This window comes from Rhizocola hellebori (assembly GCF_016862955.1).
In the GTDB taxonomy this organism is placed as follows: domain Bacteria; phylum Actinomycetota; class Actinomycetes; order Mycobacteriales; family Micromonosporaceae; genus Rhizocola; species Rhizocola hellebori.
In genome coordinates this window covers 52,944-70,174 of the sequence record NZ_BONY01000027.1, presented here as the reverse complement: position 1 = coordinate 70,174, position 17,231 = coordinate 52,944, and the positions used below count along the sequence as shown (strand labels likewise).

Genomic DNA, 17,231 nt, shown 5'->3' with positions numbered 1-17,231 from the left:
TCAACCTCCTTTGGCTTTAGGTCTCAGCATGGCCCGCGCTGGTCCTTTATGTCCCCAATTTGGGCAAACTCCTCGTTGCGGTCCAGGATGGTAGTTGTAGATCGAGAAACGGAAGGATCGCGCGATGCTGCGAGGAATGGCGACAGTCAACTTTTTCGCCGATGACATAGCCACCGCCAGGCAGTGGTACGCGGAGCTGCTCGGCATCGAGCCCTACTTCGAGCGGCCCGGCCCCGACGGGAGTCCCGCCTACCTGGAGTTTCGCATTGGCGACTACCAGCACGAGCTGGGCATCATCGATCGGCGCTTCGCGCCTTACGCCGGCCCGGCCGACGCGCCCGGCGGCGCGGTCCTCTACTGGCACGTCGACGATGTGCAGGGCACGCTGGACAGGCTGCTGGCGATGGGCGCCTTGGAGCACGACCCGCTGACCAAGCGCGGCGACGCGGGTTTCGTCACCGCCTCGGTGGTCGATCCCTTCGGCAACGTGCTCGGAGTCATGTACAACCCGCACTACCTAGAGATCCTCGGCTGACCCCGATGCGGCACGACACCATCGTGGCGAGGCTGAGGGCGGCGGGTTGCGTCTTCGCCGAAGAAGAAGCGGATCTGCTCCTCGCCGAGGCCCGCCCGGCCGAAGAGCTCGCCGCGATGGTGCGCCAGCGGGAGTCGGGCCTGCCACTGGAGCAGATCCTCGGCTGGGCCGAGTTCTGCGGCCTGCGCATAGCCGTCGAGCCCGGCGTCTTCGTCCCCCGCAAACGCACCGAATTCCTTGTCCACCAAGCCATTGCCCTCGCCCCCGCCGGTGCCGTCGTCGTCGACCTGTGCTGTGGCACCGGCGCCCTAGCCGCCGCCGTCGCCGCCGCCCTGCGCGACAGCGGCCGCGCCGCGGATGGTCCGGCGGCGTTGCATGGCCCCGCGGCGCAAGGCGCTGCGTTGCGCGGCTCGGCGACAGATGGTCGGGCGGCGTTGCGCGGCTCTGCTGCGGAAGGCGCGGCGTTGCGCGGCCCTGCTGCCGAAGGCTCGGCGTTGCGCGGCCCTGCTGCGGAAGGCGCGGCGTTGCGCGGCCCTGCTGCGGAAGGCGCGGCGTTGCGCGGCTCTGCTGCGGAAGGCGCGGCGTTGCGCGGCCCTGCTGCGGAAGGCTCGGCGTTGCGCGGCTTGGCGGCTGGGGGTGGGGTGGAGGTGTTTGCTGCGGATGTTGATCCGGCTGCGGTGCGGTGTGCTCGGCGTAATGTTCCCGGGCCGGTTTACCGAGGTGATCTTTATGAGGCGTTGCCCCTTGAGCTGAAGGGGCGCATAGACGTTCTCATCGCCAACGCGCCGTATGTGCCCTCCGGCGAGGTCGGCCTGATGCCGCCGGAGGCGCGGGTGTATGAGCCGCCCGTCGCGCTTGACGGTGGCGCGGACGGGCTCGACGTCCTGCGGCGGGTGATTGCGGGCGCGCCGGATTGGCTCGCGGCCGACGGGCATCTGCTGGTCGAGTCGAGCGAAAGGCAAGCGCCGCAACTGGTTGAGGCGGCGCTGCGGCACGGTTTGCGCGCGCAGATCACCACCGCCGAAGACCTTGGGGCTACGGCGGTGGTGGCAGAGCTTGTCCGCTGAGCGGTCAGAAGATGGTCAGCACCACATCTGAGATCAGGAACGGCACCACACCGGCGCCGGCGAGGCACTGGTTGAGCTCGGTCGCGTCGGCGGTGAAGACCTGCTTCACCCTCCTGCCGACGAACAGCCCCGCGGTCACCTGGCCGATGAAGGTGATGGTGAAGACGTTGCCGACCAGGGTCGCGCTGCGGTTCGCCGTGAACGTGGTGGTCTGCGTGGTGTTCCAGATGATGTTGAAGTTCGCTGTCCCGGTGGACGTCAGCATGATGACGCAGTCGTCATTGAGGTTGACCGTCCGGGTGTCGTAGCCGGAGTGGATGGCCGGGAAGCCGGGACCGGTGCACTTGCGGTAGGCGGTGGTGCGCTGGACGGTCGTGAACTGGGTGACCAGCGACAGGTAGGGCTGGAAGCCGAACGTGTTCACGCTCGGAGCCCCACACTGCATGCTGACCAGGGGGGCCGCGGTCGGCACGGGTGGTGCCGCCGCCGTTCCAGCCGTGGCCTGGGCGGAGAACAGGATGCCGACCACGGTGGCTGTCGCGGCCATGGTGATGGAGAGAAGGGCCGCTGTGCCGGACTTGCGAATGTTCCGGAGCATGGTGATCCTCCTTACTGGGACGGGAAAGCACCAAGGTAACGTAGATTCGAAGATATCTATAAATGAATGAATCAGCACGATCGGATGATGTCGACACGGTCAATCGGGCAGCATCGGCACCGAGATCCCAGGGTCCTTGCCCACCAGGACGGCGCGCGAGATGGAAGCGGAGCCGAAGCGATCACGTACGGCGTCCATGGCCGCGTCGAGCGAGGCGTGGTCGGGCTCGTCGAAGGGGAGCTCCAGCTGGAGATGGTCGGTGCGGCCAAGGTTGCTCACGGCTATGCCGACCAGGGTCAGGCCCCGCTCGGTGATCAGCGGCTGCGCCTCGTGCAGCAGCTCCCTCGCCACCTCGAGGATGGTCTGCGTCTGCACGGTTGCCCTCGGCAGCGTTCGCGAGCGCGTGACGCGGGAGAAGTCGGCGAAGCGAAGGCGCAGCACGATGGTGCGGCCCGGACGGCCGGAGGCACGCATGCGCTTGGTGACGCGATCGACGAGCCCGGCCAGGGTCGCCGACACTTCAGCGGGTGAGTGCGGGCCGCGGCCGAGGGCGCGTTGCGACCCGATCGAGCCGCGCCGCTTCCCGACCTCCACCATGCGCGGGTCGCTGTTGTTCGCCAGCGCGTGCAGATGCCTGCCCGCGCCCTTGCCGAGGATCGAGACCAGCGCCGCCTCGCCCAGCCGGGCGACCTGCTCGACCTTGCGGATGCCGTGCTGGTGAAGCTTGCCCGCGGTGACCTCGCCCACGCCCCACAGCATCTGCACCGGCAACGGGTGCAGGAAGGCCAGCTCGCGATCGGGCGGCACCACCAGCAAACCGTCCGGCTTGGCTACCCGGCTGGCCACTTTGGCCAGGAACTTGGTGCGCGCCACCCCGACCGTGATCGGCAACCCCACCCGGCGCAGCACCTCCGAGCGCAGCCGGGTCGCGATTTCGGTGGGCGTGCCACTGATCCGGTGCAGCCCACCGACATCGAGGAAGGCCTCGTCGATGGAGATCCCCTCGACCAGCGGGGTGGTGTCGCGGAAGACCTCGAAAACCTGTTTGCTGGCTTGCGAATAGGCCGACATGCGCGGGCGCACGACTATCGCCTCCGGGCACAGCTGGCGTGCCGTGCGTCCGCCCATCGCGGTACGGATGCCGCGGGCCTTCGCCTCATAGCTGCACGCGAGCACCACGCCACCGCCGACGATCACCGGCCGCCCGCGCAGCCACGGGAAGTCACGCTGTTCCACGGATGCGTAGAAAGCGTCAAGATCTGCGTGCAAGATGGATGCGGGGTCACGCATACGAGTGATGATAGAACATATGTTCGAATAGGGATAGGATCGGGCCATGGCTTACGACGAGGATTTGGCCAACCGGGTGCGCGAGCTCGTGAGCGGGGAGAAGGGCCTCACCGAGCAGCGCATGTTCGGCGGCCTGGCCATGCTGGTCAACGGAAACATGGCGGTCGCTGTCCGGGGCAAGGGCGGCCTGCTGGTGCGCGCCGACCCGGCGTCCTCCCAGAAAGTCCTGGGCGAGCGGGGCGCTCAAGCGATGGTCATGCGGGGCAAGGCCATGCCGGGCTGGATAGAGGTCGACCCATCGGCCTGCGCCAAGGCGGCCGACCTGAAGCGCTGGGTCAATCGCGGCATCATCTTCGCCCGCGGCCTTCCCCCCAAATAGTCTCGGCGCATGGAGGTCGACGACTACATCAGCTCGTACCCTGGCGAGATTCAAGAGATCCTGCAGGAGGTTCGCCGCCGGATCCACGAGGCTGTTCCGGGCGCGGGCGAGAAGACAAGCTATCGGATTCCCACGTTCACGCTCGACGGAAAATACTTCGTCTACATGGCGGCGTGGAAGAAGCACCTCTCCGTGTACCCCGTCCCGGCGGGAATGGAGCAGGAGCTGGCGCCCTATCTGGCGGCCAAGGGCACGCTCAGGTTCATGTTCGACAAGCCAATCCCCTACGAGCTCATCGCCGAGGTGGCCAAGCGACTGGCCGGCAACAGGCGATAGCACCCGTTGCCGGCCGGCCTTTTCCTCTATCTGGTGGTGCAACTAATGACGGTGATTGCCCCTGTGACATCCCCGTTGGCGACGAAGCCGAAACTTGCGCTGCCCCCGGGCGGCACCGCGCCGTTGTGGCTGGCGTTGACCACCGTGTTGCCGGTGAGCACGCCGTTCCAGAGGTTGTTGATGGTGCGCCCGCTGGCGATGGAGAGCACGACGGTCCAGCCGGCGATGGTGGTGGTGCCGGTGTTGACCACCGTCACCTCGCCTTGGAAGCCGCCGTTCCAGCTGCCGGTGGTGCGATAGGTGGCGGTGCAGGTCGATCCACCGCCCCCGGCAAGCGTTGCCGCGCTGACCGAGGCGGAGGCGGCCGAAAGGTTGCCCGCCGCGTCGCGGGTGCGAAGCGAGTAGGTGTAGGTGGTGGAGGGTGCCAATCCGGTGTCAGTAAAGGTGGTGCCGGTCGGGGTACCCACCAAAGTGGACCCGCGATAGACGTTGTAGCCCGCAGCCACGGCAACCGGATCCCAGGCCAGACTCACCGTGGTTGACGTGGTGCCGACGACCCGCAGGTTCTGCGGCGCCGGCGGCGGCTGGACATTGCCCGGCTGGGTGCGCACGGTCAGCGCCGTCGAAAGCGCGGAAAGGAACCCGCCCGCGTCCTTGGCCCTTACCGCATAGGTGAATGCGGTGTCGGCGGCCAGGCCCGTGTCGGTGAAGGTGATCCCGGTCGGCGAGGCGATGAGCACCCCACCGCGGAAGACGTCGTAACCGACGACGCCGACGTTGTCGGTGGACGGGTTCCACGCGAGCGAGATGCTGGTGGAAGTGGTACCGGTGGAGCGAAGGTTCTGCGGCACGGTCGGCGGGACGACGTCACCCGGCGGCCCGGCCAGATCCGAGGTGTTGCGGGTCAGGAAGGTCGCTGTCCACGCCAGCGGCGCGTTCCAGTTGATGGTGTTCTCCTTGGACCCCCACGCGTCGGGCGCGGTGTTCTTCGCCGCGTAGGACTTGGCGGCGGGCCGCCCGGTCGGCGTGGCCGGATCGTTGATGAGCTCGCTGTTTGGCCCACCCGCGAGCCAGCCCTTGGGATAGGCCAGACCCGGGTAGCGCCCCCACGCCCAGCGGTCGTGCAGATCGGACTCGGAGAACTCGCCGTAGCCGGTGACGTAGGACAGCCGCATCGCGTTGTTGCCCATGAGGTAGTCCATGCAACGGTTCATCGCCTTGAGGTAGCGCAGGTCGTCGGTGGCGTCGTAGGCCACGCCGAGTACCAGCATCCGGTTGGCGATGAACGAGTTCGACCCCCACGGATAGGCAGAGGTCCCCGGGATCGGCGACGGATAGCCTTCCCCGCCGAGGGTGGTGACGATCTGGTCGGCGAAGGCGCGGGCGTTGGCGCGCATGGTGGTCAGGTCGGCCGCGGGCAGATCGTTGCCGACGCTGAGCAGGGAGAGGGTACCGGTGGCCGCCACCTCGGCCCAGTCGAACTGGCCGACCTCGCGATAGTGCGGCGAGCCGGTGACCGCGCTGCGGTAGCCGGCCAGCGCGGAGTCGGAGCGCTTGAGCGCGGTCAGGTAGAGCTCGGCCGCGGCGGCGTAGCGGTCATCGCTGTTCTTGGTGTCGCCGTAGTCGCCGCCACCCTCGGCGTCTGTCCCGTTTGGATAGTCGACGTTCGGCTGCGCCTCGGCACGGGTCCAGGCGTCCTTGGCCACGTTCCACAGCTGGGTGGCGCGGGCCGCGTCAAAGCTGGACAGCACCCGGGCGATCTGGGCGTTGGTACGGGCCACCGCATAGGTGGCGTTGGTGGAAGGCGGCATCGCCGAGCGGGCGAGGGCGTTCTCCGAGTCCACCGACGTCACCGGGAAGGCGCTCCACGCGTGGTTGTGCACTTTGTGCGAGGCGAGCCCGGTGCTGGGCAGCAGCCCGGCCATCCACCGCGAGCCGAACTCGACCTCGTCGAGCAGGTCGGGCCGCCCGTTGGCGTTCTCCGGGATGCGCAGGGAGCCGTCCGGATAGGCGTCGGGGTAACGCTCGTAGAGGTTGAGCAGGGTCCAGGCGGAGACGGCATGGTTCACGGCGTAGATCCCGAAGTCCCCGGCATCGGCCCACGAGTAGCGCACATTGAGCCGCTGGCTGCCGCACCACGAGTTGAAACACCCGACCGATTCGTCGCCTGGGTGCAGCGCGGCGTGGGCGTGTCCCGAGTTCTGCAGGAACTGGCCATCGACGGCGGATCCCATGCGGTGGAAGTAGAAGTACTGCATGGCTTCCCGGCCCAGATCGGGATACAGGGCCGTGGTGGAGATGGTGAACGGGACGCTCTGGCCCACGCCGTCGACCCACAGCAGGTAGCTGCCGGGGGTGGTGAAGGCGCTGAAGTCGGCCCGGTGCACGTGATCGCCGGAGGCTCGGTCGTTGCCGAAGACGGTGGTGGTGCCACTGGCGACGCTCGCGCCGCCGCTGGCCTGGCGAACCTGCCAGGCACGTGGGGTGGTGGTCGTGGTGACGATGGTGGCGATTTTGTCCGCGCCCGCCAGATAGCCGATCTGGTTGACCCGGACCGGGCTGGTGTCCACATCGGCCTGAGCCGGGTTAGCGGATATCGCGAAACTAAGCAGCACAGCGCACACGGTGCCGGCTAGCCATCGAGGGGTCATGGCGACTCCTTGCCAAGGGGATGGACCGGCCGGCGGTCTCGGGCATGTGACCGCCGGCCGGGTTACTTCGAAGTGACTAGCGGGCCGTGCAGCCCACCACGCTGACCCCACCGGTGACGTCGCCATTGGCCACGAACCCGAAGGAGGTGGTAGCCGCGGGGGCGAGGTTGCCGTTGTGTGGGGCGTTGGTGACGTTGCTGCCGGTCAGCGTGCCGTTCCAAAGGTTGTTGATGGAACGTCCGGAGGCGATGGAGAGCGACACCGTCCAGCCGGCTATTGCTGCGGTGCCACTGTTGGCCACAGTGACCTCCGCTTGGAAGCCACCCTGCCATGAGCCGGTCGTCCGGTAGGTGGCTGTGCATCCGCCGCCCCCGCCGCCTCCTGGTTGGGTGGTTCCGGTGACCGCGGTTGAAGCGGCGGAAAGGTTTCCGGCCGCGTCACGGGCCCGCACCGTGTAGCTGTAAGCGGTGGCGGCGGAGAGCCCGGTGTCGGTGAAGGTTGTCCCGGCAGGGGTTCCGACCTGGACTCCGGCCCGGTAGACGTTGTAGCCGGCGACCCCGACGTTGTCGGTGGACGCGTTCCAGGCCAGCGACACCGAATTCGACGTGGTGGCGGTGACCCGCAGCGTGCCGGGCACGCTGGGCGGTGTCGTGTCGGAGCCGGACCCGCCGCCGTAGCGGTCGGCCAGGTTGATGCCGGTGGTGCTGTCGATCCCGCCGAGCCGGATCTGGTGATCCAGGCTGACGAACTTGTTCTGGAACTGCCACAGCGCCGGCTTGAGCAGGTTGTACTTGGTCTGGTCCCAGGTGACCCAGTCATCCAGGAGCAGGCCGCCGGTGTCGCCGGAGTTCGGGTTCAGTACCCAGAACGTTTGGTGCAGGCCGTTTTCGACGATGAGGTCGCGCAGGGCCGTCATCCACCTGTCCTGTCGGGCGTCCTGGCCGAGGCGGCCGCCCCATTCCCCGATGAGCAGCGGAGCGGTGCCGCCCTCGTGGATGTAGAGCCAGTTGGGACGCCACACATCGGTGGTCAGCGTGGCCTTGTCGAACGGCTTCTGGAACCACGGCTGGTCGAAGACCAGTGGTCCGTAGTCGTGGGGGGAGTAGACCAGCTGATCCTGGTTGGCGCCCAGGTTGATCGGGTTGGTCGCCACTCCGCGCAGGTTGCCGCCCCACCAGTTGTAGTAGTAGTTCGGGCTCTGGTCGGGGTTGGTGTTCGGCGAACTCCAGGATTTGCCTTCGCGCGGGTAGACCTCGATGCCCTCGCAGAGGATGAGCACGTTCGGGTTGATGGCGAGGATGCGCCTTCCCGCGGTCTCACAGGCGTTCTTGAAGTTGTCCTGATCGGTGGTGTTGTCCCACTTGGCCCGCGGCGGCGAGTTGGGCGTGCCGTGCGGCTCGTTCTTGACATCCATCGCGATGATCGTGTCGTTGTCGCGATAGCGCGTGGTCACCCACTCCCATGCCTGGTAGAACTGCTCGACCGTGACCGAGCCGTTCCACCACACCGGGTGGATGTGACCGGAGTTGTCGGCCAGCGCGCTGTGCACGTCGAGCATCACCTTGATGCCGAACTGCTCGCACAGCTGCAGCCAGAAGTCGAAGATCTGCAGGTTGTTCTTGTTGAGCAACTCCGGGTTGGCGAAGGTGTTGACGTTGGGGGCGGTGACGACCGTGCCCGCGCGCCATTCCAGCAGCAGCTGGGTCGAGATCGGAACGCGGACCAGGTTGATGCCGTGGTCGGCCATCGACTTGGTGAGCGTGGTGATGTTGGCCGACCACAGACCGTGGAAGACCCTCTCCGAGGCGTTGTAGCCGAACCAGTTGGCGCCGGTCAGCCAGACCTGATTGCCGGCCTCATCGACGATGCGGTTGCCGACCGTGTGCAGCCAATCCTTGGCCGGTACGGCGGCGACGGCCTGCGCGGGGGGAGCATCGGGCGCGGCGAGGGCCACCGCGCCCGCTGTCCCGGCGGCCGTGACCAGGGCTGCCGCCGCGGTCGCGAATGCCACCGGCCAGCGCCATCTCAGGCGGCCGGTCATGTTGGTCAGTGCCATGTGGTGCAACCTTCCGGGAGCGTTTGGTCTTGGACGCGGGGGCGACCGCGCCAGGGGAGCTCTCCGATCGAGCGCTCGGGAGCGCTCCCATGGATCGGAGCCTATGGCTCGAATTAACCCCGTCGCAACATGTCGACCACGCATTGAGGTCTTTGTCCCGCAAACAGCGGGACAACGCGGGTCGATGTCCCGGCCCGCGCGGGACAACACGCGGTTGAGCTACTTTCTGACGCTATGAGCGATGCCACCCCCACCGTTGCCGTGACCGTCTTGGTCGCCGACGACAACACAGTCGTCCGGGCAGTGCTGCGCGACATGCTGCACCCGGGGACAGGCATTCGCCTAGCCGGTGAGGCGGCCGACGGTCAGCAGGCGCTGGACGCGGCCCGCCGGCTCAAGCCCGATGTGACCCTGCTGGATCATCGGATGCCGCTGCGCGACGGCCTGTCCGTGGTAGTGGCGATCAGCGAACACAGCAAGGTGCTCATGCTGACGCGGATCAGCGATGATGCTCTGGTCCTGGAGGCGGTGCGGGCCGGTGCGCTCGGGTTTCTCGTCCATGGACAGTTCAGCCCGGCCGAGCTGGTACAGGCCATCCATGCGGTGGCCGGCGGCGAGGCGCACCTTTCGCCGAGCGCCGCGCGCGCGTTGATGACGGCGGTGCGCGAGCGCCAGCCGGGGCCGGCCGCGGACCCGCACGGCCTTTCCCCGCGCGAGCGCCAGATCATGGATCTCATGGTGGCGGGGGAGCCCAACAGCGGGATCTCGGCCCGGCTCGGGATCGCCGAAAAGACCGTGCGTAACCAGGTGAGCCAGATCTACCGCAAGCTCAACGTGCGCAACCGGGCCCAGGCCGTCGTCTACTGGCTCAACCGCCGCTGACCGGCTCGGTGGCGCAGCTCGCGTCGTTGAGCGTGAAGGCGGACGGAACGGGGTTGGCACCGGTCCAGTTCCCTTGCAGCCCAAAGCTGATCGACTGTCCGGCCGCGATGAGCGTCTTGCGCCCGCCGTCGGAAACCGTTACCACGCGGCCGTTCTGGGCCGCCGTGGCGTCCCAGGCGGCGAGCAGCTTCTGGTTGGGGGTGAACGAGAAGACCAGGGACCAGCCGTCGATCGGGGTGCTGGCGAGATTGGTGATGATGATGTCGGCGGTGAACCCGGTGTTCCACTGTTCCCGGATGGTGTAGCGCACTCGGCACAAGCCGGTCTTGCCTGTCGAGGGCTGCTGAGGCGGGGTGGTCGTGCGCTTGGGGCTCACCGCGGGCGAGGGGGACGCCGCCGGGGAACGCGACGGTGACGGTGACGGCGACGGGGAAGCCGCCGGGGTAGGCGAAATCGGCTGTCCTGATTGGACAATCGGCGGCTCGAAGGTGCGCGACGAGAACTGGCGGGCAGGCGCGGCGGTCAGCACGAGGCCGGTCACCGCGAGGGCGAGCGTTGCCGCGCAGGCCATCAACACCCGCCCGGGATGGCCGGCCGCGGCGGGAGCGGCCTGTCGCCTGCTCCAGGAAGGAAAAGAAACGATGATCGTGGTGCCACCGGAGCGGCCCGGGGCGATCAGCAGTTTTCCGCCCGCGAGCCGGGCGCGCTCGGCCATTCCCAGCAACCCGTAGCGGCCAGAGGGGACACCGCTGGCCCAGTGCGCCCCGCGGCCATCGTCGGTGATGGTCAGGACGATGTCGCGATCCTGGTCAAGAGTCACCTCGACCAGCCGGGCGCCGGCGTGGACGGCCACGTTGCGCAGCGCCTCCCGGGCGATCTCCACGATGTCGACGATCAGCTCCGGGTGGACCGCGACCGGGCTGACCCGCAGCCTGACCGGCACCCCGGTGCCCGCCGACCACTCCTGGCAGGCGGCGCTGAGCAGCTCGTGCAGTGGCGCGTCGGCCTGGCGGGCACGAAGTCCGTCGATCAATGCGCGGGCGTCGCGGGCCGCGGTCAGGCTGCCATCGCGCAAGGTCTGGGCGAGCCTGGCCGCGTGATCCGGCTCGTCGAGAGCCGAGGGCAGGGCGGCCGCGCCGAGCGCGAGCGCGTCAAGGGTCTTGCTGAGCGAGTCGTGCATCTCCCGGGCCAGGCGGGCTCGCTCCGCCTGTGCCGCATGCAATCGAGCTTCAAGCTTGGAGCATCGAAGCCAGCGCCGCACGGTGATCCAGGCGGCCACCACCGCCACCGCCGACATCCCGGCGGCCAGCGCCTGAACCGGCAGCGGCACGGATCTTCCGGTGAGCCGCAGGGCTGAAAAGAACATGGTGGCGATCGCCGCTCCCGCGACGGCAGGGGCGGCCAGACGCACCCAACGTCGGCCCACCCTTTCCTCCTTCGCCCGTGTTGCGCCGAGTATCCCGGCGCTGGCCCGGCGGGGCAACATCCTCGTCGGGCGGCGATGCCGCGGGGCGGCTACGGTAGCGGTTATGCCGTTTCAGATCGACGCCGTCCGTGCCGGATATCCAGCCCTCGCTGAGGGATTTGCCCACTTTGACGCGGCCGCCGGGTCGCTGGTGGCCGCCTCGGTGGCGCAGGCCGCGCACGAGGTGATGACCGGCGCGGTGGCGAACAGATCGACCGCGTTCGCTCCCGGGCGGCGCGCGATCGAGATCGTCGAGCAGGCCCGTGCCGCGGTCGCCGATCTGCTGGGGGTGCCCGCGGCCGGCGCCGTCTTCGGCTCCAGCGCGACCTCGCTGACCTACCTGGTGAGCCGGACGCTGGCGCAGACCTGGCATCCCGGCGACGAGATCGTGGTGTCCCGGCTCGACCACGACGCCAATGTCCGGCCCTGGCTGCAGGCGGCCGCCTCGGCCGGGGTGAACGTGCGGTGGGCCGAGTTCGACCCGGCCACGGGCGCGCTGCCCAGCGAGCAGTACGAGGCTCTGATCGGCGAGCGCACGCGGCTGGTGGCGGTGACCGCGGCCAGCAACGCCAACGGCGCTATCCCAGATGTGGCAACGATTTCCGCCCTAGCCCACCGGGCCGGCGCACTGTGCTATGTGGACGGTGTGCACGCCACTCCGCACCTGCCGGTGGAGGTCACCGCGCTGGGCGCCGATTTCTATGTCACCAGCGCCTACAAGTGGTCCGGCCCGCACCTCGCCACGTGTGCGGCCGATCCGGCGCTGTGGGAGACGTTGCGGCCGCAAAAGCTTATGCCCTCTTCTGATTTGGTACCGGAAAGGTTCGAGCACGGCACCCCGAGCTTCGCCGCGCTGGCCGCCCTCACCGCCGCGGTGGATCATCTGGCCACCCTCGACGACACCGCGCAGGGCAGCCGCCGGGAAAGGGTGCTGCAGTCGATGGCCGCCGTCCACGCCTACGAGAGCGACCTTTTCGCCACGCTGATCGCGGGCCTGGGCACGGTGCCGGGTTTGCGGATGGTGGCCGCGCCGGAGCACCGCTGCCCGACCGTGGCTTTCCGCCTCGATGGTGACGACCCGGCCAAGACCGCGGCCGCGCTGGGCGACCGGGGCATCTGCGTGTTCGCCGGCGACTACTACGCCTACGAGTTCTTCTCCGCGCTCGGCCTGCGCGACAGCGGTGGTGCGGTGCGCGCGAGCATCTATCACTACACCACCGCCGCGGATGTGGCCCGTCTCGTCGACGCGCTCACCGAGATTCAAGCCGCCGCTGTTTGATACCCCCAGGGGGTAGGAGTACAGTGTCGGTGTGAGCAGTCGCATCGAGCTCTCGATCGGCGGGATGACCTGTGCTTCGTGCGCGGCAAGGATCGAGAAGAAGCTCAATCGCCTCGACGGGGTGACCGCGGCGGTGAACTACGCCACCGAGAAGGCCAGCGTGACCTATGCCGCGCCGGTGACCCCGCAACAGCTGGTGGCCGTGGTCGAGCAGACCGGCTACACGGCCAAGCTGCCTTCGCCCAAGCCGGAGCAGGCGCCGCAGGTTGATGAGCTGGAGTCGTTGCGCACCAGGCTGTGGGTGAGCGCCGTGCTCGCGGTGCCGGTGATAGCGATGGCGATGATCCCGGCGCTGCAGTTCCCCAACTGGCAGTGGCTTTCGCTCACGCTGGCCGCTCCAGTCGTCGTTTACGGCGGCTGGCCCTTCCATCGGGCCGCCTGGACCAACCTGCGCCACAGCGCCGCCACCATGGACACGTTGATCTCGCTCGGCACGCTGGCCGCTTTCGCCTGGTCGCTGTGGGCTCTGTTCTTCGGCACGGCCGGGCAGACCGGCATGACGCATCCGTTCAGCTGGGCGGTCGAGCGTTCCACCGGCGCGGGCAACATCTACCTGGAGGTGGCCGCCGGGGTGACGGTCTTCATCCTGGCCGGGCGCTACTTCGAGGCGCGGTCCAAGCGCCGGGCCGGCGCGGCTTTACGGGCGCTGCTCGAGCTGGGCGCGAAAGAGGTTGCGGTGCTTCGCGACGGCACCCAGATCCAGGTGCCCATCGAGCAGCTGGCGGTGGGAGACCTGTTTGTGGTCCGCCCCGGGGAGAAGGTCGCCACCGATGGCGTGGTGGAGGAGGGCTTCTCCGCCGTAGATAACTCGATGATCACCGGCGAGTCGGTTCCGGTCGACGTCGGCCCGGGCGATCGGGTGGTGGGGGCGACCGTCAACGCCGGCGGGCGTCTGGTCGTTCGCGCGCAGCGGGTCGGGGCCGACACCCAGCTGGCCCAGATGGCCAAGCTCGTCGAGCAGGCGCAGACCGGCAAGGCCCCGGTGCAGCGGCTCGCCGACCGGATCTCGGCGGTCTTCGTCCCGATCGTCATCACTCTTGCCGTTGCCACGCTCGGCTTTTGGCTCGGGGCGGGAAGCGGCGCGGCGGCCGCCTTCAGCGCGGCCGTGGCCGTGCTCATCATCGCCTGCCCGTGCGCGCTGGGCCTGGCCACCCCGACCGCGTTGCTGGTGGGCACCGGCCGCGGGGCGCAGCTGGGCATCCTCATCAAGGGCCCGCAGGTGCTGGAGTCGACCCGCCAGGCCGACACCATCGTCCTCGACAAGACCGGGACGGTCACCACCGGCCAGATGACGCTGCTCGACGTGATCCCGGCCGCGGGTGAAGCGCGGGCAGACGTGCTGCGGATGGCGGGAGCGCTGGAATCGGCGTCGGAGCATCCGATCGCGCAGGCCATCGCCAAGGCGGCCGCGGCCGAAGGCCCGCTGCCCCAGATCGCCTCATTCTCCAATGTGGAGGGTCTCGGGGTGACCGGTGTCATCGACGGGCGCAAGGTGGTGGTCGGCCGGGCCGGGCTGCTCACCGATTTCGACCTGCCACCCGACCTGGCGGCGGCCCAGCAGGCGGCGCAGGAGCAGGCCCGCACGGCCGTGCTCGCCGGCTGGGAGGGCTCGGTGCGGGCGGTCTTCGTGGTGGCCGACGCGGTGAAAGCCACCAGCGCGCAAGCGGTGGCGCAGCTGCGCGGGCTGGGCCTGACCCCGGTGCTGCTGACCGGAGACAACACGAGTGCGGCCAGGTCCATCGCGGCGCAGGTGGGCATCGACGAGGTGGTGGCCGAGGTTCTCCCGCACGAAAAGGTCGAGGCCGTCAAACGCCTTCAGGCACAGGGCAAAGTGGTGGCGATGGTGGGCGACGGGGTCAACGACGCCGCCGCGCTGGCCCAGGCCGATCTGGGTCTGGCCATGGGCACGGGCACCGACGTCGCCATCGAGGCCTCAGATCTGACGCTGGTGCGCGGCGACCTGATGGCCGCCGTCGACGCGATCCGGCTCTCCCGGCGCACGCTGGCCACCATCAAAGGCAGCCTCTTCTGGGCCTTCGCCTACAACGTGGCCGCGCTGCCACTGGCCGCCCTGGGCATGCTCAAGCCAATGCTCGCCGGCGCCGCCATGGCTCTCTCGTCAGTCTTCGTCGTCTCCAACAGCCTCCGCCTACGCGGTTTCCGCTCCCAGAGCCAGCAGACCCGATAGCCGCGCTGCGTCGTCTCCAGCAGCCCGCGGCTGCGCGGTTTCCGCGCGCAGAGCGAGACAACGCTGCGGCTGCGCGGGTTCTGCGGGGAGCTTAGGCGACGCGGTAGCCCACGGCGCGGATGGCTTGGGCCACTTGCTCGGGGGTGACCACGTCGGGGTTCAGCTCGACCGTGGCAGTGCCCTTCCTGCGGCTGGTGCGGGAGCTGATCACGCCCGGCAGGTCCTCCAGGGCGTCGTCGATGAGCAGAGCGCAGCCGGGACAATGCATCCCGGAAACGGTGAAGGTGTGTGTCGTGATCGTCATGCCAGGTTTTCCACGACCGTGAGCTGACCGGTGTACATGCCCATGCCACAGGTGAAGCGCAGCGTGCCCGGTTGGAGCGGGCCGAGCGCGAACACGGTGTCGCCGTCGGACGGGAGGAATTTCTGCACCTGCATGCCGGGGATGACGAACTCCCGGATGCAGCCCCTCGCCTGCTTTGACCGCACGACGAGCGTGGTCGGGATGCCGGCCAGCACCTTCTGGTCGCCGGGAAGATAGGCGTCGGTGACGGCGGTCACCACGACCTGCTGCTGTCCGTCCACAATGGAGCTTTGAAGTCCTCCATCGTCGGCCGGAAAGAGGGCGACGATCTGGCTGGCCGCCACGGGGGAGCCGGCCAGTTCGAGGCCGCCGTTGAGGGTGAACAGCCCGGCCGCGAGCACGGCCAGACCCGTGAAGGTGGCGAGGCGTTGCCGCCATGGCCCCGTCGCCCTGCGCGCGCGGGCGGCGGCGAATCCCAGGATCGCGAAGAGTGGCACCGTACCCACCACAAAAGCCGCCATCAAGGAGGCGCCTTCCCAAGGCGAGCCGCTGGTTACCGCCAGTGCCATCACTGAAAGCGTTACCCCGCAAGGGATCAGCGCGCTGGCCAGGCCCAGGGCGGCGGGGGCGAATGTGGACATGCTGCGGGCGCGCCCGCGGACGAACCTTCCCCAGGAGGCGGGCGGCTCGAAGGCCACCCGGCGCAACCCGGGCACCCCGAGCTGGGCCAGCCCGAGCACGATAATCAGCACCCCGGCCGCGAGCTGGGCCAGCATTCGCGCTTGCAGGGAAAGCTGGACCACCGAACCGATCCCGCCCAGAAGCAGGCCGAGGACCGCATGGGAGACAAGCTTTCCGGCCAGGAATCCGCCCACCGGCGCCAGGTCGTCGCCCATCGTCGCCTGCGTGGCCGAGGTGGCCCGCTGGCGGGTGACCAGGCCGGCCAGCAGCCCGCCCTGGACGGCGGCGCAGGAGACGCCTCCGGCCAGCAGGCCCAGAAGAAGGACAGCGATCACGCGCTAAGGATAGTTTTCTTGTGGGGCTGTGTCCGGCCCGTGGCAGCGGCTTCGACGTCTCCAATGAAAGAGCGCCGCAGGGGCGTGGTGGACAAGGAGTATGACGATGAAGTACATGATCTTGCTTTACGGCTCGCAGCAGGACTATGACGTGCTGGCCGGCCGGCCTTCCGACAAGCCGCCGATGACCCCGGACGAGGTCGCCGCGATGCACGCCTACATGGGCAAATTCCACCAGGAGCTGGTCGACTCGGGAGAGCTGGTGGACGCGCGCGGGCTGACCGCCCCGGTGCATGCGCGGCGGGTGCAGCTTGCCAGCGGGGCGCCGGTGGTCACCGACGGGCCTTATCCGGAGACGCAGGAGGTGCTGGCCGGTTACACCATCGTGGAGTGCGACAGTTTCGATCGCGCCACCCAGATCGCGTCCGGCCTGATCAACCCGGATGCGCCCGGGGAGTACGTGGACGTGCGGCCGATCGCCGACTCGTCTGACTCCCTGGATCTGTAGTCGCCACCGGCTCGGCCGGGATGCGGCTCAGGCCCTCCCGGTCGAGCAGCTCGGCCTCGACGTCGTCGAGGAAGCCGAGGTCGGCCGTGACGTGGCGGGCGGCGGCCGAGACCAGCAGGCTCACCATGGGATCGGCGGAGTGCTCGCGGCGCAGCTTCTCCAGATTGCGCAACTCCTGCAACAGGAAGGTGCGCTGCCCGGAAAGCACCGAGCGCAGCAGGCCCGCCTCACGGGTACGGGCGGCCGCCATCACCTTGAGGAAGAAGTCGTCGCGGAAGCCGGCGGTGCGGGGAGTGGGTGCGGCCATCCATTCCGCGAGCTCGGCGCCGCCCGCTTCGGTGATTTCGTAGACGAGACGGTCGGGTTTGACGTCCTGCGAGACCCGGTGGGAGACGACCATCCCATCCCGGGAGAGCCGTTCCAGCACTTGATAGAGGTGGCCGATGTTCAGCGGCCCCCACTGTGGCCCGACCGCCGCTTCAAACGCGTTCTTCAGCTCGTAACCGTGACTGGGCCCGGCTCTGAGCAGCGAAAGCACGGCATGGTGGATGGGCATCGGTGGGCTCCTCGGCAAAATCGGGCTTGCATTGTCACAATGTAAGCGACAGGATGGCCGC

16 protein-coding genes are annotated in these 17,231 nt (G+C 68.6%); 8 read left to right on the top strand and 8 right to left on the bottom strand.

Annotation, left to right across the window (positions count from 1 at the left end; all coding sequences use genetic code 11):
* The first annotated feature begins 124 nt into the window (after positions 1-124).
* Positions 125-535, top strand: coding sequence for a VOC family protein (locus tag Rhe02_RS22450; protein WP_203910280.1), 411 nt, complete (start codon positions 125-127; stop codon positions 533-535).
* A gap of 5 nt (positions 536-540) precedes the next feature.
* Positions 541-1,602, top strand: coding sequence for a hypothetical protein (locus tag Rhe02_RS49945; RefSeq protein WP_239123986.1), 1,062 nt, complete (start codon positions 541-543; stop codon positions 1,600-1,602).
* A gap of 4 nt (positions 1,603-1,606) precedes the next feature.
* Here Rhe02_RS49945 and Rhe02_RS22440 read toward each other — a convergent pair whose 3' ends face one another.
* A complete protein-coding gene (locus Rhe02_RS22440; RefSeq protein ID WP_203910279.1) occupies positions 1,607-2,200 on the bottom strand; it encodes a hypothetical protein in 594 nt (197 codons plus the stop codon).
* 99 nt (positions 2,201-2,299) lie between these two features.
* Positions 2,300-3,490: a DNA polymerase IV gene (gene dinB / locus Rhe02_RS22435; protein WP_203910278.1), complete on the bottom strand. Its 1,191-nt coding sequence runs from the start codon at positions 3,488-3,490 to the stop codon at positions 2,300-2,302.
* Positions 3,491-3,536: 46 nt separating this feature from the next.
* On the opposite strand from dinB, the gene Rhe02_RS22430 reads away from it, so the two are divergent.
* Positions 3,537-3,869 carry a TfoX/Sxy family protein gene (locus Rhe02_RS22430; protein ID WP_203910277.1) on the top strand — a complete coding sequence of 111 codons (333 nt, stop codon included), beginning with the start codon at positions 3,537-3,539 and terminating at the stop codon, positions 3,867-3,869.
* A 9-nt stretch (positions 3,870-3,878) separates the two neighbouring features.
* Positions 3,879-4,205 carry an iron chaperone gene (locus tag Rhe02_RS22425; protein WP_203910276.1) on the top strand — a complete coding sequence of 109 codons (327 nt, stop codon included), beginning with the start codon at positions 3,879-3,881 and terminating at the stop codon, positions 4,203-4,205.
* A gap of 26 nt (positions 4,206-4,231) precedes the next feature.
* Here the strand turns inward: Rhe02_RS22425 and Rhe02_RS22420 are convergent, their stop codons facing one another.
* Both Rhe02_RS22420 and Rhe02_RS22415 read right to left on the bottom strand, forming a co-directional pair.
* Positions 4,232-6,856 carry a glycoside hydrolase family 9 protein gene (locus Rhe02_RS22420; RefSeq protein ID WP_239123985.1) on the bottom strand — a complete coding sequence of 875 codons (2,625 nt, stop codon included), beginning with the start codon at positions 6,854-6,856 and terminating at the stop codon, positions 4,232-4,234.
* 76 nt (positions 6,857-6,932) lie between these two features.
* Positions 6,933-8,912: a cellulase family glycosylhydrolase gene (locus Rhe02_RS22415; RefSeq protein WP_203910275.1), complete on the bottom strand. Its 1,980-nt coding sequence runs from the start codon at positions 8,910-8,912 to the stop codon at positions 6,933-6,935.
* Positions 8,913-9,146: 234 nt separating this feature from the next.
* On the opposite strand from Rhe02_RS22415, the gene Rhe02_RS22410 reads away from it, so the two are divergent.
* On the top strand, positions 9,147-9,794 hold the full coding sequence (locus tag Rhe02_RS22410; RefSeq protein WP_203910274.1) for a response regulator: 648 nt from the start codon (positions 9,147-9,149) through the stop codon (positions 9,792-9,794).
* On the opposite strand, the gene Rhe02_RS22405 is transcribed toward Rhe02_RS22410, so the two are convergent.
* A complete protein-coding gene (locus Rhe02_RS22405; protein ID WP_203910273.1) occupies positions 9,781-11,220 on the bottom strand; it encodes a cellulose binding domain-containing protein in 1,440 nt (479 codons plus the stop codon). The two genes, Rhe02_RS22410 and Rhe02_RS22405, sit on opposite strands and share 14 nt — an antisense overlap.
* 103 nt (positions 11,221-11,323) lie before the next feature.
* On the opposite strand from Rhe02_RS22405, the gene Rhe02_RS22400 reads away from it, so the two are divergent.
* Both Rhe02_RS22400 and Rhe02_RS22395 read left to right on the top strand, forming a co-directional pair.
* A complete protein-coding gene (locus Rhe02_RS22400; protein WP_203910272.1) occupies positions 11,324-12,538 on the top strand; it encodes a cysteine desulfurase-like protein in 1,215 nt (404 codons plus the stop codon).
* A gap of 31 nt (positions 12,539-12,569) precedes the next feature.
* Entirely contained in the window at positions 12,570-14,786 is a 2,217-nt protein-coding gene (locus Rhe02_RS22395; protein WP_275412632.1) for a heavy metal translocating P-type ATPase, read from the top strand.
* 91 nt (positions 14,787-14,877) lie between these two features.
* Here Rhe02_RS22395 and Rhe02_RS22390 read toward each other — a convergent pair whose 3' ends face one another.
* Together Rhe02_RS22390 and Rhe02_RS22385 are read right to left on the bottom strand one after the other, a co-directional pair.
* Complete coding sequence (locus Rhe02_RS22390) at positions 14,878-15,090, bottom strand: heavy-metal-associated domain-containing protein (protein ID WP_203910271.1); 213 nt, start codon at positions 15,088-15,090, stop codon at positions 14,878-14,880.
* Complete coding sequence (locus tag Rhe02_RS22385; protein ID WP_239123984.1) at positions 15,087-16,106, bottom strand: sulfite exporter TauE/SafE family protein; 1,020 nt, start codon at positions 16,104-16,106, stop codon at positions 15,087-15,089. The genes Rhe02_RS22390 and Rhe02_RS22385 overlap by 4 nt, the downstream gene beginning before the upstream one ends.
* 106 nt (positions 16,107-16,212) lie before the next feature.
* Between Rhe02_RS22385 and Rhe02_RS22380 the strand changes: the two genes are divergently transcribed.
* Complete coding sequence (locus Rhe02_RS22380) at positions 16,213-16,614, top strand: YciI family protein (protein WP_203910270.1); 402 nt, start codon at positions 16,213-16,215, stop codon at positions 16,612-16,614.
* Here the strand turns inward: Rhe02_RS22380 and Rhe02_RS22375 are convergent.
* Positions 16,541-17,170: a PadR family transcriptional regulator gene (locus Rhe02_RS22375; protein ID WP_203910269.1), complete on the bottom strand. Its 630-nt coding sequence runs from the start codon at positions 17,168-17,170 to the stop codon at positions 16,541-16,543. The genes Rhe02_RS22380 and Rhe02_RS22375 overlap by 74 nt on opposite strands.
* Between the last annotated feature and the right edge of the window lie 61 nt (positions 17,171-17,231).